General features: G+C 50.8%; 11 protein-coding genes. 8 read left to right on the top strand and 3 right to left on the bottom strand.

Going from position 1 to position 16,721, the window contains the following annotated elements; translation table 11 throughout:
- The first annotated feature begins 12 nt into the window (after window positions 1-12).
- The 5 genes from dhbC to JNUCC22_RS14675 are packed head-to-tail and all read left to right on the top strand — an operon-like array spanning window position 13 to window position 11,173.
- The gene (gene dhbC / locus JNUCC22_RS14695) at window positions 13-1,209 is read left to right on the top strand and encodes an isochorismate synthase DhbC (protein WP_007408698.1); all 1,197 of its coding nucleotides are present in this window, start codon (window positions 13-15) and stop codon (window positions 1,207-1,209) included.
- An 18-nt stretch (window positions 1,210-1,227) separates the two neighbouring features.
- On the top strand, window positions 1,228-2,853 hold the full coding sequence (locus tag JNUCC22_RS14690; RefSeq protein ID WP_216061844.1) for a (2,3-dihydroxybenzoyl)adenylate synthase: 1,626 nt from the start codon (window positions 1,228-1,230) through the stop codon (window positions 2,851-2,853).
- A 17-nt stretch (window positions 2,854-2,870) separates the two neighbouring features.
- Entirely contained in the window at window positions 2,871-3,797 is a 927-nt protein-coding gene (locus JNUCC22_RS14685; protein ID WP_033574909.1) for an isochorismatase, read from the top strand.
- A 14-nt stretch (window positions 3,798-3,811) separates the two neighbouring features.
- On the top strand, window positions 3,812-10,939 hold the full coding sequence (locus tag JNUCC22_RS14680; RefSeq protein ID WP_150941373.1) for an amino acid adenylation domain-containing protein: 7,128 nt from the start codon (window positions 3,812-3,814) through the stop codon (window positions 10,937-10,939).
- 18 nt (window positions 10,940-10,957) lie between these two features.
- Entirely contained in the window at window positions 10,958-11,173 is a 216-nt protein-coding gene (locus JNUCC22_RS14675; RefSeq protein WP_007408694.1) for an MbtH family protein, read from the top strand.
- 44 nt (window positions 11,174-11,217) lie between these two features.
- Here the strand turns inward: JNUCC22_RS14675 and JNUCC22_RS14670 are convergent, their stop codons facing one another.
- The 3 genes from JNUCC22_RS14670 to JNUCC22_RS14660 form a co-directional block, all read right to left on the bottom strand.
- Complete coding sequence (locus JNUCC22_RS14670) at window positions 11,218-11,895, bottom strand: YukJ family protein (protein WP_150941372.1); 678 nt, start codon at window positions 11,893-11,895, stop codon at window positions 11,218-11,220.
- 118 nt (window positions 11,896-12,013) lie between these two features.
- Complete coding sequence (gene ald, locus JNUCC22_RS14665) at window positions 12,014-13,144, bottom strand: alanine dehydrogenase (RefSeq protein WP_003152011.1); 1,131 nt, start codon at window positions 13,142-13,144, stop codon at window positions 12,014-12,016.
- A 103-nt stretch (window positions 13,145-13,247) separates the two neighbouring features.
- Entirely contained in the window at window positions 13,248-14,477 is a 1,230-nt protein-coding gene (locus JNUCC22_RS14660; RefSeq protein WP_007408691.1) for a sporulation transcriptional activator AdeR, read from the bottom strand.
- Between the two features lie 315 nt (window positions 14,478-14,792).
- Here JNUCC22_RS14660 and JNUCC22_RS14655 point away from each other — a divergent pair, with 315 nt between their 5' ends.
- The 3 genes from JNUCC22_RS14655 (at window position 14,793) to essB (ending at window position 16,702) form a co-directional block, all read left to right on the top strand.
- Complete coding sequence (locus tag JNUCC22_RS14655; protein ID WP_003152013.1) at window positions 14,793-15,086, top strand: WXG100 family type VII secretion target; 294 nt, start codon at window positions 14,793-14,795, stop codon at window positions 15,084-15,086.
- Between the two features lie 75 nt (window positions 15,087-15,161).
- Entirely contained in the window at window positions 15,162-15,401 is a 240-nt protein-coding gene (locus tag JNUCC22_RS14650) for an ESX secretion system protein YukD (RefSeq protein WP_150941371.1), read from the top strand.
- Window positions 15,402-15,415: 14 nt separating this feature from the next.
- The gene (essB, locus tag JNUCC22_RS14645; RefSeq protein ID WP_039063744.1) at window positions 15,416-16,702 is read left to right on the top strand and encodes a type VII secretion protein EssB; all 1,287 of its coding nucleotides are present in this window, start codon (window positions 15,416-15,418) and stop codon (window positions 16,700-16,702) included.
- Window positions 16,703-16,721: the final 19 nt, after the last annotated feature.

Here is a 16,721-nt window from a genome sequence, read left to right as displayed (position 1 = left end):
GGAGGGACAAACATGACAAATCAACATTTATTGGCGGAAGTGTCTGCAAAAGAGGTGCTGGACGCTTACAAGCCCGGGGCGTTCTTTTTAGCTTCCCCGAAAAGTACGATGCTTGCGGAAGGAATGTTTGCGGAAGTGCCTGATACAGACGCGGAAAATCAGCTGGATTCACTGCCTGAACGCGTGAGACAGACGCTTCTTGAGGCAAAGCAAGCCGGCATCAAACATCCGATTGCGGCCGGCGCCATTCCTTTTGACGGCAGAAAAGCTTCCCGGCTTTTTGTACCGAAGAATGTCCATACGGCAGGCCCGCTTTCGTTTGCGGAATCTTCCGCAGAAAAGCCGCAATCCAATACATATGACATCCGTCCCGTTCCGGAGCCTGAGGGCTTTATGAGCGGTGTGGAACAAGGCGTATTCAGCATTACGGACGGTCCGCTCAGCAAAATCGTGCTGTCAAGGACGCTTCATCTGACCGCTGAAAAGGATATCGACATTCCACAGGCCGTCAAGCATTTGGCGCAGCACAACCCGCGCGGCTATACATTCGCTGCGGATGTGACGGGAACGTCAGAAACAAGAAAAACGCTTTTCGGCGCAAGTCCTGAACTGCTGCTGTCCAAAAACGGGACATCGATTCTGTCCAATCCGCTGGCAGGCTCCAGACCTCGCAGCACAGATCCCGCCGAGGATCAGAGAAGAGCGGAAGAACTGCTGCAATCAGCAAAAGATCTGCATGAACATGCCGTAGTCGTGGCCGCCGTGGCTGCCGCCCTTAAACCGTTCTGCCGTGTGCTTGATGTACCGGAAAAACCGTCACTCATTAAAACTGAGGCGATGTGGCACCTGTCCACCGAGGTAAAGGGAGAGCTGCGTGATCCGTCAACGACATCACTTGAGCTGGCCATCGCCCTGCATCCGACGCCCGCGGTATGCGGAACGCCGACGGATGCGGCGAGAGAAGCGATTCAGGATATTGAGCCGTTTGACCGCAATTTCTACACGGGAATGGCGGGCTGGTGTGATGCTGAGGGTGACGGAGAATGGATTATCGCACTCCGCTGCGCCGAAGCGGAAACAAGGTCTCTCCGGCTCTTTGCGGGTGCCGGGATTGTGGCCGGATCAAAGCCGCAGGATGAACTGGACGAGACCTCAGCCAAATTCCGCACCATGCTCCGGGCGATGGGGCTTTACCAAGATGAGTTGTAAAAAAGGAGGGAACGGATCGTGCTGACTGGATTTACGCCATGGCCGGAAGAATGGGCTGACAAATACCGAAAAGACGGCTGCTGGAAGGGTGAGACGTTCGGAGGAATGCTGAAAGAGCGCGCGGCTTTATACGGAAATCAAACTGCCGTGACGTGTAAAGATGTACATTGGACCTACAAAGAATTAGATGAAAGGGCAGATCGTTTAGCGGCGGGGCTGCATAAGCTCGGAATTCAAAAGGAAGACCGCGTTGTCGTTCAGCTGCCGAATATCGCTGAGTTTTTTGAAGTGATTTTCGCGCTGTTCCGGCTGGGAGCGCTGCCCGTTTTCGCGCTGCCTTCTCATAGAAGCAGTGAGATTACGTATTTCTGCGAGTTTGCAGAGGCGAAAGCATACATCATTCCTGATATACATTCAGGTTTTGATTACAGGGCGCTTGCCAGACAGGTGAAAGGCAAACTTCCGGATTTGGCGCATGTCATTGTTGCCGGCGAAGCTGAAGAGTTTCAGGAACTGAGCAGCCTGCATAGAGAGCCTGTTCAGCTGGAAGAGGTAAGCCCGGCGGAAGTCGCCTTTTTACAGCTTTCAGGAGGCAGTACGGGGCTGTCCAAGCTGATTCCGCGAACACACGACGATTACATATACAGTTTGCGCATCAGTGCGGAAATATGCGGCTTGGATCATCACAGCGTTTATTTGGCCGCTCTGCCGACAGCGCATAATTATCCGCTCAGCTCGCCGGGTGTGCTGGGAACTTTATATGCCGGAGGCCGGGTCGTTCTGTCACCGACGCCGAGTCCGGATGACTGCTTCCCGTTAATTGAAAAAGAACGTGTCACGATTACAGCGCTCGTCCCGCCGCTTGCGATGGTGTGGATGGACGCATCCGGTTCGCGAAGTGATGATTTATCAAGCCTTCAAGTGCTGCAGGTGGGAGGCGCCAAATTCAGCGCTGAGGCGGCCCGCCGCGTGAAGAGCGCTTTCGGATGCACCCTTCAGCAGGTTTTCGGAATGGCGGAAGGATTGGTGAATTATACGAGACTGGATGATCCTGAAGAGATCATTGTCAATACGCAAGGCAGACCGATGTCACCTTTTGATGAGGTAAGGGTTTTAGACGATGACGGGCGGGATGTCGCCCCCGGTGAAGCGGGACATTTGTTTACACGCGGCCCTTACACGATTCGCGGATATTATAAAGCGCCTGAACATAATGAAAGATCATTCACAGCCGACGGATTTTATCAGACCGGCGATATCGTCAAACTGACGGTGGACGGCTATATCATCGTCGAAGGACGTGCGAAAGATCAAATCAACCGGGGCGGTGAAAAAATAGCCGCTGAGGAGGTGGAAAATCACCTTCTTGCGCATCCTGCCGTTCATGATGCCGCCATGGTTTCAATGCCGGATGATTTTCTCGGGGAGCGTTCCTGTGTGTTCGTCATCCCGAAAGGAGAAGCGCCGAAACCGGGAGAGCTGAAAGCATTTTTGCGTGAGCGCGGACTGGCGGCATATAAAATCCCCGACCGGATTGAATTTATCGCTTCTTTTCCGAAAACCGGCGTCGGCAAGGTCAGTAAAAAGGATCTTCGCGAAACGATCGCCCAAAAAGTAAAGCCGGCTGAAATCAAACAATCTTAAAAAAGGAAGTGTTTACATTGGCTATACCGTCTATTCCCGCATATGCGCTGCCGACAGCGTCAGATATGCCTGAAAATAAAGTATCGTGGACGCTGAATCCGAAACGCGCGGTGCTTCTGATCCATGACATGCAGAATTATTTCGTCGATGCTTTTGCGAAAGGTGAAGCTCCGATCACGGAGGCGGCTGAGAATATCAAAAAAATAAAAGAGCAATGCAAAGCACTCGGCATTCCGGTGGTGTATACCGCGCAGCCGGGCAGCCAAGACCCGGCGGACCGTGCGCTGCTGACGGATTTTTGGGGGCCGGGGCTAAAAAGCGGGCCTTATGAAGAAAAGGTCATTCCGGAGCTTGCACCGGATGATCAGGACATTGTCCTCACAAAGTGGAGATACAGCGCGTTTAAACGGACGAATCTCCTTGAGATCATGCGTGAAAGCGGCAGAGACCAGCTCATGATTACGGGAATTTATGCACACATCGGCTGTCTCGTCACAGCCTGTGAAGCATTTATGGATGATATCCAAAGCTTCTTTATCGGAGACGCCGTTGCTGATTTTTCTTCAGAAAAACATAAGATGGCCATCGAATATGCGTCTCAGCGCTGCGCTTACACGGCTTTGACAAACGAAGTGCTGGAGCTGCTGGGCGGCGCGCCGGTTTCTGAAGGAGAAGAGAAGACTTCCGCCGTATTGACAAAAGACCGGGTGCGTGAACAAATTGCGGCGATTCTTCAAGAATCACCGTCTGATATTCCGGATCATGAAGACCTGCTGGACAGAGGTCTTGACTCCGTCAGAATCATGAGCCTTGTCGAACAATGGCGCCGTGACGGAGCTGAAGTGACGTTTGTGGAACTGGCGGAGAACCCGACGCTGGAAGAGTGGTGGAGACTTCTTTCTTCCCGATCTCAAAAAGTCTTGCCGAACGCAGATTATTTATAAAGGGAGAGAATAGAATGCATGATACACAACAGCTGCCTCTGACAGGCGCACAGGCCGGTATCTGGTTTGCGCAGCAGCTTGATCCTGATAATCCGATTTACAATACAGGCGAGTACGTTGAGATAAACGGCGCGATCGATGTGAACATATTTAAAACCGCTCTCGAACGCGTGCTGACGGAAGCCGCGTCATTACACGCCCGCTTCGAGGAGGGGGCAGACGGGCCGAAGCAGATCATCAATCCTCCATTTGAAGCTGCGATCGATGTCATAGATGTGAGTTCAGAAGCTGATCCGAAGCAGGCCGCACTCAGACTCATGCAGACAGATTTGGCTGAGCCCGTTGATATGGCGGCCGGGCCTTTGTTCCGCGACATTTTATTTCAGGCGGGACCGGAACGCTTTTTCTGGTATCAGCGCATTCACCACATTGCGATAGACGGCTACGGTTTTTCTCTGCTGGCACAGCGTACGGCGCAAGTGTACACCGCAATACGGGAAGGACGTCCGGATAACGGGCGCTCCTTCGGTTCTTTGGAGGAGCTGGTAAAAGAAGAACAAGAGTACCGCGCGTCTGATCAATTCCTGAAAGATCGGGAATTTTGGATGGAGAAATTTGCGGATGAACCTGATGTCGTCAGTTTGGCAGAAAGAGCGCCGCGAACGTCAACACGTTTTCGGAGAAGCACGGCTTATCTTTCTGAAACGGCTTTACAGCATGTAAAAGCGATTCCGAACTGGCATGAAGCCGTCACGGCCGCAGCGGCGGTATATGTCCATCGGATGACAAACGCAGGGGATATCGTGCTCGGTTTACCGATGATGGGGCGGATCGGCTCAATTTCACTGAATATTCCGAGTATGGTCATGAATCTTCTGCCTTTACGGCTTTCTCTCCGCCCGGATATGAATTTTCATGAGGCCGTCAGCCAAGTGGCAAAAGAAATCCGAAACATCCGGCGCCATCAGAAATACCGCCATGAAGACATGCGCCGCGACCTTAAATTGCTCGGAGAAAATCGCAGGCTGTTCGGCCCGCAAGTCAATGTGATGCCGTTTGACTACGCGCTTGATTTCGCCGGAGCGCGGGGGACCGTTCATAACTTATCAGCAGGGCCCGTTGATGATTTGTCAATTAACGTTTACGACAGAGCGGACGGAAGCGGAATGCGTGTGGACTTTGATGCGAATCCGGAAGTGTACAGCGCCGAAGATATTGAAAACCATCAAAAACGATTCCTGCTTCTGTTGGAATCCGCTGTGAAAGACCAGACACAAAAAATCGGCACACTCAACCTTCTGCTTGAAAGTGAACGTCTCCGCGTACTGGAAAGCTGGAATGACACGCGCAAGGCCGAGAAGCAGAAAAGTCTGCCGGAGCTGTTTTACGAACAGGCCGTAAAAACACCGGAACGGCCGGCAATCATCACCGAAAACGAAGAGCTCAGCTATGCCGAATTGAACAAGCGCGCGAACCAGCTTGCCGGCATGCTAAAAGAAAAGGGGCTCGGACCGGAACAATTTGCCGCTTTGCTGCTTCCGCGGTCACAGGAGTTGGCCGTGAGCATGCTGGCCGTTTTGAAAACGGGAGCCGCATACCTGCCGCTTGATCCTGATTTTCCTTCTGAGCGGATCACATACATGCTCAAAGATGCACAGCCTGCATGCCTGATTACAACGATGGAATTATCCGGCCGTATGCCGGAAGACAGTGATGCAAAAAGGATCATTCTCGATGACCCGGATACGGTAAAAACCGTTACCGCTCAAAATGCTGACTGTCCCGCTCAGGCGGAATGTTCGCCTTTGCACCCCGCTTATATCATCTATACATCGGGTTCAACGGGCAAACCGAAAGGCGTAGTCGTGACATTAAAAAGCGTAAGCAATTTCCTCTTATCAATGCGGGAAATGTTCCCGCTCGGCGAACAAGACCGCCTGCTTGCCGTTACGACTGCGGCGTTTGATATTTCCGGACTTGAGCTCTTCCTTCCGCTCATCAGCGGGGCGGGGTGCGTCATCGCACGTAAAGAGACGATTCAGGAACCGCGGGCGCTTGCGCACATGATTCACTCATACGGTATTTCAATCATGCAGGCAACGCCGACATTGTGGCATTCATTAGTCACCAATGAACCGGATTCTCTCCGGGCGCTGCAGGTGCTTGTCGGAGGTGAGGCGCTTCCGAACGCGCTTATGCATGCTCTGCTTGAATCAGGCTGTACGGTGACGAATCTGTACGGGCCGACTGAAACAACAATCTGGTCGGCCGCACAGCCGCTTGCAAAAGACCATACAGGGGCGCCTCCGATCGGAAAGCCGATTTGGAACACGCGGGTATATGTGCTGGACGCCGCATTGCAGCCCGTCCCGCCGGGAGTCGCGGGCGAGCTTTATATCGCGGGCGAGGGGCTTGCCAGAGGTTATTATAACCGTCCTGATTTAACAGCTGAAAGATTCATTGCCGATCCGTACGGCCCCGCGGGCGCGAGGATGTACCGGACGGGAGATCTCGTGCGCTGGCGTGAGGACGGCTCGCTTGATTATATCAGCAGAGCCGATCACCAAATTAAAATCCGCGGGTTCCGGATAGAATTAGGAGAAATTGAGTCAGTGCTGTCGAAATATCCGGGTATTTCGCAGGCCGCCGTCATTGTCCGTGAAGACCAGCCGGGAGATAAGCGGCTGGCGGCTTATGCTGTCTCGGATCAGCCCCTTGATATCGGCGGACTTCGTGCATATATGGCCGAAAGCCTGCCGGATTATATGGTGCCAGGCGCGTTTGTACAGCTGAAAGAATTGCCGCTGACGCCGAATAAGAAGCTCGATCGCAGCGCTCTGCCTGCACCTGATTTTTCCGCTGTCCTCTCTGACAGAGGGCCGCGGACGCCGCAGGAAGAAATATTATGCGATCTGTTTGCCGAGGTTCTCGGTCTCGCGCGGGTCGGAATTGATGACGGGTTCTTTGAATTGGGCGGACATTCGCTCTTAGCCGGACGCCTGATGAGCCGGGTCCGGGAGACGATGGGCGCAGAGCTTGGCATCGGCCGTCTGTTTGATACGCCGACCGTTGCCGGGCTCGCCGCACAGCTTGACACCGCAAAGAGTGCGCGGCCTAAGCTCAAGCCGTTTGACCGGCCGGAGCACATCCCGCTGTCATTTGCGCAGCTGCGTCTTTGGTTTCTCTACTGTCTTGAAGGGCCAAGCCCGACTTACAACATTCCGGTGATTGTCCGCATGTCAGGCAAGCTTGACCAATCAGCGCTGAAACACGCCTTTTACGATGTTGTCAGCCGTCATGAAAGCCTGCGCACCGTTTTTCCGGAAAATAAGGGATCATCTCATCAGCTCATTTTATCTGCTGAAGAAGCCCGCCCTGTGTTTACAGTGACACGTGCAGACAAAAACGAGCTCCAAGACATGCTTGCCGCTGCGGCACGATATCGGTTTGATCTCGCTAAAGAGCCGGCCGTCCGGGCTGAGCTGTTTGATCTTGGTGACGGCGAGTATACGCTGATGATTCTCCTGCATCACATCGCAGGTGACGGCTGGTCCTTGAATCCGCTCATGCGTGACTTATCCATAGCCTATATCGCCCGGCAAACAGGTGAAAAAGCAGAATGGGCGCCGCTGGCGGTTCAATATGCGGATTATGCGCTTTGGCAGCAGCAGCTTTTAGGCAGCGCGTCTGATTCTGAGAGCTTAATTGCGCGCCAGCTGGATTTCTGGAAGAAAACGCTTGAAAATGTACCGGATCAGCTGGAGCTGCCGTCTGATTTTCCGCGTCCCGCTGAATCAAGCTATAGGGGCGGCGTCATTCCGGTCAACATCGGCCAAGAGCTTCATGCCCGTCTTCTCTCACTTGCCAGAAATCAGCGCGTAAGCCTGTTTATGGTGCTTCAATCAGGGCTTTCCGCGTTACTGACCCGGCTCGGTGCAGGGACCGATATTCCGATCGGCAGTCCGATAGCCGGCCGCAGTGATGACGCATTGGGAGACCTTGTGGGTATGTTCATTAATACACTCGTGCTGAGAACCGATACCTCTGGCGATCCGAGCTTTTGTGAGCTCCTTGAAAGGGTCAGAGAAATGAATCTCGCAGCATATGAACATCAGGATGTGCCGTTTGAACGTCTCGTGGAAGAATTGAATCCGGTTCGTTCCCGATCAAGACATCCGCTGTTCCAAGTGATGCTCGCATTCCAAAATACGCCTGACCCTGTACTCAGTCTTCCTGATATGGAAACAAGCCTGCAAATCAGCAGTGTCGGATCGTCCAAATTTGATTTGACGCTGGAATTGGCTGAACAGCGCCATGACGACGGCACGCCTGCCGGTATTGAAGGCCTGCTGGAGTTCAGTACGGACTTATTCAGAAAAGAAACGGCTGAAGCACTTGCCGGACGCCTGCTTCTTCTGCTCGAAGATGCCGCGTCACATCCGGAAAAACCGATCGGAAGCTTAACCATTCTTTCTGATGAAGAGCGCCGGAAGCTTTTGCCGGTTAATCGGGCAAAACAGCATATTCAGCCTCGGCAGACACTGCCTGAACTGTTTGAAATACAGGCCGCCGCAAAATCGGATGAAACGGCGGCAGTATTTGAAGAGAGCGGTCTGACTTATAAAGAGCTGAATGAAAAAGCCAATCAGCTCGCGCACATGATGATTGCCCGCGGCGTCGGCCCGGAGCAGTTTGTCGCACTGGCGCTGCCGCGTTCTTTAGATATGATTGTCGGGCTGTTAGCCATCCTGAAGACGGGGGCAGCGTATTTGCCGCTTGATCCTGATTATCCCGCGGACCGCATTGCTTTTATGTTACATGATGCCAAGCCTGTATTTATGCTCATCAACCGTGAAGGCGCAAGTAAGCTCTCTATCGAAAGCGGCATGCCGGCCTTCATCTTGGATGATCCGCGGAACAAGGAAACACTTCGGCAATATGCCGTCACGAACCCTGAGAATGCCGACCGGATTCGTCCGCTGTCACCGCTTCACCCAGCCTATGTCATTTACACGTCGGGATCAACAGGTGTGCCGAAAGGTGTCATCATTCCGCACAGCAATGTTATCCGGCTGTTTGAGTCGACGCGGCATTGGTATCACTTTCATTCTGATGATGTATGGACGATGTTTCACTCCTACGCTTTCGATTTCTCTGTCTGGGAAATGTGGGGGCCGCTGCTTCACGGCGGACGTCTCGTCGTCGTGCCGCATGACATCAGCAGATCGCCGGAAGCGTTTTTACATCTCCTCGTGAAAGAGCGGGTGACCGTGCTTAACCAAACGCCGTCAGCGTTTTACCAGCTGATGCATGCGGAAAAAGAACACAAAGAGCTGGGGCGTCAGCTCGCACTCAGATATATCATCTTCGGCGGCGAGGCGCTTGAGCTGAGCCGGCTTGAGGATTGGTACAGCCGCCACGCAGACAATCAGCCGGTGCTCGTGAATATGTACGGCATTACGGAAACGACGGTGCACGTCAGTTACCTTGAATTAGACAAAAACATTGCCGAACTGAGAGCAAACAGCCTCATCGGCTGCGGTATTCCTGATCTGAACGTATATGTGCTTGATGACCGACTGGAGCCTGTGCCCCCGGGCATCACTGGCGAAATGTATGTGGCCGGAGGAGGCGTGGCACGCGGCTACTTAGGGCGGCAAAGCCTGACCGCCGAACGCTTTGTGGCTGATCCGTACGGCCCGCCGGGAACGAGAATGTACCGGACGGGGGATTTAGCCCGTGTGCGGACAGACGGTTCTCTTGATTATATGGGCAGGGCGGACCACCAGATTAAAATCCGCGGCTTCCGGATTGAATTGGGAGAAATCGAAGCGGTTCTCGTCAAATATCCGGATGTCGAGGATGCCGCCGTAGTCGTCCGTGAAGACCGGCCGGGAGATAAACGGCTGGCCGCCTACCTTGTCCGATCTGCCGGCAGCACCTTGGACACGGGGGACATGCGCCGGTTTGCCGAAGAAAGCCTTCCGGATTACATGGTTCCGTCAGCTTTTGTCCAAATGAATGAACTGCCGCTGACACCGAATGGAAAGCTTGACCGAAAAGCGCTCCCTGCGCCTGACTTCCAAACGGAGGTCACCGGCCGGGGACCGAGAACGCCGCAGGAAGAAATGCTGTGTGAGCTGTTCGCAGAGGTGCTTCATCTGCCGCGTGTCGGTATTGATGACAGATTTTTTGATTTAGGCGGCCATTCTTTGCTTGCGGTTCATTTAATGAGCCGTATTCGGGAAGCGATGGGAGCCGAGCTCAGTATCGGAACACTATTTGAAGCTCCTACGGTGGCAAGCCTTGCTGAAAGACTTGAGTCAGGAACGGGCGCAAGCGCGCTTGATGTTCTTCTTCCGCTCAGAACGGCAGGAGAAGAAACACCGTTGTTCTGTGTCCATCCGGCCGGCGGTCTCAGCTGGTGTTATGCCGGGCTGATGTCTTCTTTAGAGGCTGATTATCCGATATACGGCTTACAGGCGAGAGGCATCGGAAAAAAAGAACCGCTTCCGCAAAGCTTAGATGACATGGCGGCGGATTATATTGAAAAAATCCGCACCGTGCAGCCGAAAGGGCCGTACCGTCTGCTCGGCTGGTCTCTTGGAGGGAATGTCATTCAGGCCATGGCGACACAATTACAGAGCCGGGGTGAAGAGGTTTCGCTATTAGTGATGCTTGACGCGTATCCGAATCATTTTCTGCCGATAAAAAATGCGCCTGATGACGAGGAAGCCGTCATCGCGCTGCTTGCCTTGGGAGGGTACGACCCGGACAGCCTCGGGGATCAGCCGCTTGATTTTGACACCGCGCTGACCATTCTCCGCCGTGAGGGAAGCGCATTAGCCAGCCTGGACGAGTCAGTGATGATGAATCTGAAAGACACGTACATTAATTCTGTCGGGCTGTTAGGAACATACAAGCCGAAGCCGTTCCACGGAGATGTGCTGTTCTTCAGATCCACGATTATTCCGGAGTGGTTTGACCCGATTGAGCCGGATACTTGGAAACCGTATATTACGGGGAAAATCGAGCGGTATGACTTAGACTGCCGCCATAAAGATATGTGCCAGCCGGGCCCGCTTGCCGACATTGGCGCGATTCTGGCAGAGAAATTAAACGGACGGCGTACAGTCCGGTAAAGAAAGGAAAGAGATGATATGACAAATCCATTTGAACGGGAAGACGGCTCATACCACGTGCTCGTCAATGCTGAAGGCCAGTACTCACTGTGGCCGGCCTATCTGGATGTGCCGGACGGCTGGGAAACCCGCCTCACGAATGAAACCCGCCCCGTTTGTCTCGAATATATTGAAACAAACTGGCGTGATATGAGGCCGGAAAGCCTGAAACAGGCGGAAGCCGCTAAAATGTAATAAGAAAAGCCTGCCGTTATTTCGGCAGGCTTTTTATGCGGACATCAGCCGTTAAGCTGTGTATGATCACAAAATGTATAAGGGTGGCCTTCTTCATTCGTGCACCATGACTGAGACAGAAAAGCCAAAAAGACCGCGGCCCACTGGTCTGCAAACTGGATTAAAATACCGCCGTCGTGCCACGTTCCGTTATCCTTCTTCCAGCGTGTATCAATTGGGTTTCCCTGATTCATATGAATATTATGCATGCCGTTTGTCGGCTTGAACCCGAAAATCTTATCAGCGCCCGGCTCCGGCCCGAATTTAGAGCCGTAAATATAGACGGTGGCTTTTTCTGATTTGGCTTTTTGCATGTACGTCTCAATAAAGTCATTTAAGTCATTATCCGGACCGGTGACTTCATGCGGGAGGGGCACCATGTTCCGGGGATCAAACAATCCGCCGCGGACATAATCCAGCGCCAGCTCACGGCTGGTTTCATCAATTGGGGTATATCCATACGGAATGTTGGGCAGCAGGGTGATCGCGCTTGCATCAAAATGATCTCGTGCCTCATACAGAACCTCTGATTCTTTTGAACTTGACATGACATTGATCGCACAGCGATAGCGCGTATCAGGCTCGCCTAGCACCTCGACTTGAAAATGCGGAGAATCATCATCTGTTTCCCTTTTCATATCTGACACAGTGCCTTTTAATACACCATAGTGCTGAACAGCCATATGAATCCTCCTTTTTCTTTCGGGATATGAATTGATATTCGAGACAGGGGGCCGTTTTTCCTTTTATGAGAAAGAAAAAAAGGACAGCCCGCTGATCAGGCTGTCCTCTTCATATCTATTAAGCTTTTGCAGCCGAACCTTGCATTGCTTTTTCAGCAGGCACGTAGTCATAGCCTAAGTCTTTGGCTACCGCTTCATACGTGACATGTCCGTTAGCCGTATTTAAGCCCGCTTTAAGCGCAGGGCTGTCTGCAATGGCTTGTGCCGCGCCTTTATTGGCGATTTGAAGCGCGTAAGGAACGGTTACATTCGTTAATGCGAGCGTAGACGTACGCGGTACGGCGCCCGGCATATTGGCGACAGCGTAGTGAACGACGCCGTGTTTTTCGTAAGTCGGATTATCGTGGGTTGTAATATGATCAACGGTTTCCACAATGCCGCCCTGATCGATGGCAACATCAACAATGACGGAACCCGGTTTCATTTGTTTAACCATCTCTTCCGTAACGAGAGTCGGCGCTTTGGCTCCCGGGATGAGCACGGCGCAGATCAGAAGATCCGCTTCCGCGACGGAATCTGCAATATTTACAGGGTTTGACATCAAGGTTTTAATCTGATGCCCGAAAATATCATCAAGCTGACGCAGGCGGTCTGCGTTCAAATCGATCATTGTCACATCGGCACCGAGTCCGACAGCCATTTTCGCGGCATTTGTTCCGACGCCGCCCCCTCCGATGATCGTGACTTTTCCGCGGGATACACCCGGTACGCCGGCTAATAAAATTCCTTTTCCGCCCTTTGGTTTTTCAAGAAACTGAGCCCCGATTTGCGCGGCCATTCTGCCGGCCACTTCGGACATCGGCGTAAGCAGCGGAAGGGAACGTCCGTCCGTTACCGTTTCGTACGCGATAGCTGTCACGCCTTTTTCTGTAAGCGCTTTAGCTAATTCCGGCTCTGCAGCTAAATGAAGGTAAGTGAATAAGACCAGACCTTGACGGAAATACGCATACTCTTCAGCCAGCGGTTCTTTTACCTTCATGACCATTTCCGCATCCCATACTTGCTTTCTGTCCTCCAGAATTTCCGCCCCTGCTGATACATAATCTTCATTTGTAAAGCCGCTTCCGAGTCCCGCTCCGGATTCCACAAGAACCCGATGGCCGTTTCCGATAAGCTGTGAAACGCCTCCAGGTGTTAATGCCACTCGATTTTCATTGTTTTTGATTTCCTTTGGAACCCCGATAATCATGTCTGTTTCCCCCAATGTTTGTGTGATGCTTCAAGTGTAGCGCGATTTTTGCGAAAATTCTTTGTTTGAAACAGAAAATAAAAAAACACGGATTTGTGAAATTTCACGAACCCATGCTGCGAAGTTTGATATCAAGGTAAATCGTAAACTTTTCATTCACATTTTTTAAGTCGATTTCTGCGATCTGGCTGATTCTTTTCAGCCTGTAATTCAATGTATTGACATGGATGTTAAGCGCTTTAGCGGCGGTGTTGACGTTGCTGTCGGCATCAATAAAATGTTCGAGCGTTTTTACCATATCGGCTTGGTGCTCCCTGTCATACTGCTCAAGCTTTGAGAGGGAATAGTTCATATAGCCGCTGTGCTTGCGTTTTTCATCCAACACATCCAGGTACTGATAAATGCCGAGTTCCGAAAAGCTGAAAAGGTGTTTGGTTTCTCTCACAAACCGCTCTTTCGCTTTTAATACGGAAAGCGCTTCCTGATAGGAGCGGTAAACATAAGAAATCGATTCGTAAATACCGCCGACCGCAATCGACGCATCCTCAATTTTATATCGTTCCTTCAGCTGTTTTTGAATATGAAGGGCGAAGTGCTTTACATCTTTAAAAGGCTGATCGGTTTTCGGCGCGGCTAATAAGATTAATTCATTTGAATCAACAGTCGCCAGCATGACATGAATCTGCTGTGTCGTTTCCTGCAAATATTGCAGCTGCTGTTCCGTCTTTTCAGTCAGCTCATCATGTAAACGGATGATCATGACGCTGAACACGGACGGCAGCGCCATCCCGAGCTTATGAAACCCTTCGGCCATTTCGGCTTCCTGATAAATATGGCCGGTCAGCATTTTCCAAAAAAACTCCTGGCCCCGCTCTTCGATTTTCGTTTTGCGGATCTGCAGGTGCAAAAGCTTGTTCCGCACCGCTTTGGCTGCCAGCTGAAGTGTCTTCAGATCTTCGTCATTGAGCTTTTTTTTGATCTCAAGCGCCCAAATAAATCCGAGAACCTGACTGTTTTTCCAGATGGAAATCGCCACGCGGTTGCTCAGGCCCACCTCGTCAATTTCTTTCACTTTGATCGGCTGGTCCGTTTTTAAAAGGGCCGGAATGGTTCCGTCTTTCCAGAGTTTGTTGATGACTTTTTCCGGCACCCTCCGCCCGATAATCGTCGACGTCCGGGCCGGATCTGTACAATCGCTGTGCGTGCTGTATGCAAGCAGTTTATGATTAACGTCTTCTATTGTAATGGGGCATTGAAGAACTTCACTGATATGGTCGGCAACATCTTCAAGCCTGTCGAAACTGTACTTAAATGGATCCTTTGGATTGGTCATCTGTATCCCTACTTTTTCATAGCTTCATATCTTGATCTTACCATCTTGCTTTTCAGACTGAAAGGCATCTTTGCAGGGAAATGGACTAGGACAATAAGATCATTCGATGAAAACGAAAATAATAAGAAAATCATACTATTACATTTACAAAATGTGTAAATATAACGAAAAATCCAATATATCATAAGACTCATTTTGTAAAATTAAAACAGATTTGTTTGACTGTGCCGAATGGTTGTTTTTATAATAATGACGTTCAAAAAATAAGTGAATTAGCCCATATTTAGGCTGATGACACAGGAGGGTATAAGGAATATGTCTGGATTAATTCGTGTCACACCCGAAGAGCTAAGAGCGATGGCTAAGCAATATGGCGTTGAAAGTCAGGAAGTCATGAATCAGGTTGACCGCCTGAACCGCATGATTTCTGATTTGAAAGGCATGTGGGAAGGTGCTTCAAGTGAAGCATTTGCAGATCAATATGAGCAGCTGAAACCTTCATTTATTAAAATGTCTGAATTGCTTCAAGATGTGAATCATCAGCTCGATCAAACGGCAAATACGCTTGAGTCTACTGACCAAGATATCGCTAACCAAATTCGCGGATAATAAGATGAATGAAGAAACGGAGCGCCTGATTCAATCAAGAAGACGGCGCTCTTTCTATGTAAGGGTGATATGAATATGTATATCGATATTACAATAGATTTAACACATTATAACGGCAGCGTCTTCGATCTCAGATTGTCAGATTACCATTCTGTGAAAAAAGCCATTGATATTGCCCGGCAGGCTCAGCATGTATCCGTTCCGCCGCGTGAAGGCTATTGGATCAGAGTGGTCAATAAAGAAGCGGTTTTTTCCGGAGAACAAAAGCTATCTGACTGCGGCATTACGAACGGAGACCGCCTTGAAATTTTATGAAAGGACATGGTGGAATGACAGGTCATAACAGATCTTATTTAGAAACAGAATTAGACGCCGTCCGGGAAGAAACCGAATCAGGCTTCACGTTCACCTTCCAGCGGGAAAAAATCAAGCTTCTTGACGGGCTGGAAGCAAACGTGATTAAAGATGCTGATCCTTTTTTTCAAAAAGAGGTCTCAGTTTCAGAAGACGAAGTAACCATCACAATCAAACCTCCTTCTTCTTATCAGGCTTTCCGCTATATAAAAGGAAAAGATAAAAAAAGCAGGTGGCAATTTGCCTACCGTCTCGTCCAAGCCGTGAAACAGCATAAGCTGAAACGTCTCAATCTGATTGCCGCCCCTGAAAATATCGTGTTTGATAAAGCGCTGACGCCTTACTTTCTTCATTACGGCGTAAAGGAGAGCCTTCCGCCTTATGAGGAAGATAGAGAAAGGGTGTTAAAAGAGCTCAAAGCCTGTGCGGCGCTTGCAGCTGACGGGGCGTACACCTTCGATGAATATTTGAAGTACAAGGAGACGCTTCACTTCTCTCCTGAGGTGAAAAGCGTGCTAGAGGCGGAGACGATTGAAGAACTGGAAGAAACCATTCAAACCGCAATTGATTCCCTCGAAGAAAGGGACAAGACATACATAAAACTGCCGAAAAAGAAATGGAAAATCCAAAGATACGCCGGTCTGGCGCTTGCCGTCCTCCTTGTGCCGACACTTCTTTACTCCTTATACGTTCTGTTTTTCGCCCAGCCAAAGCAAGAGGCAATTACGGAAAGCAACCGCTATTTTTTAAATCAGCAGTACAGCAAAGTCATTGACACACTCGCCAAATACGATGCGGAAAGCCTCCCGGAATCTGTCCAGTACGAGCTTGCTTCCTCTTATGTGGCAGTTGAAAATCTGAGGGAAGAGCAGCGGAAAAACATCGGGAATCTGGTCACGCTGCAATCAGACCCGAAGCATTTCCTTTATTGGATTGATATCGGCAGAGGGGAAAATGAAGAAGCCATCAAAATCGGCCGCAATCTTGAGTACAACCCGTACATCTGGCTCGGACTTACAAAATATAAACAGCAATTATTAGCGGATGACAGTATGAAAGACGACGAAAAGCAGAAAGAACTGGACGCCGTGGAAAGCGAGCTTGCGAAGGCGAAAAAAGAGGCGGAGGAGCAGCATAAAGAAGCGGAGGAAAACGGTGACACCGCCGAAGCTTCCGCCGGACAGGATGAAAGCAAACAAGACAAAGCGAAAGATAACAAAGAGAACGACAAGAAAGATGAGAAAAAAGATGAGAAAAAATAACAGCACACATCAAATGGCC

Source organism: Bacillus sp. JNUCC-22 (genome assembly GCF_018861275.1).
In the GTDB taxonomy this organism is placed as follows: Bacteria; Bacillota; Bacilli; order Bacillales; family Bacillaceae; genus Bacillus; species Bacillus velezensis.
The sequence above is the reverse complement of the archived record's forward strand: the minus strand, read 5'-3'. Positions and strand labels throughout refer to the sequence as shown.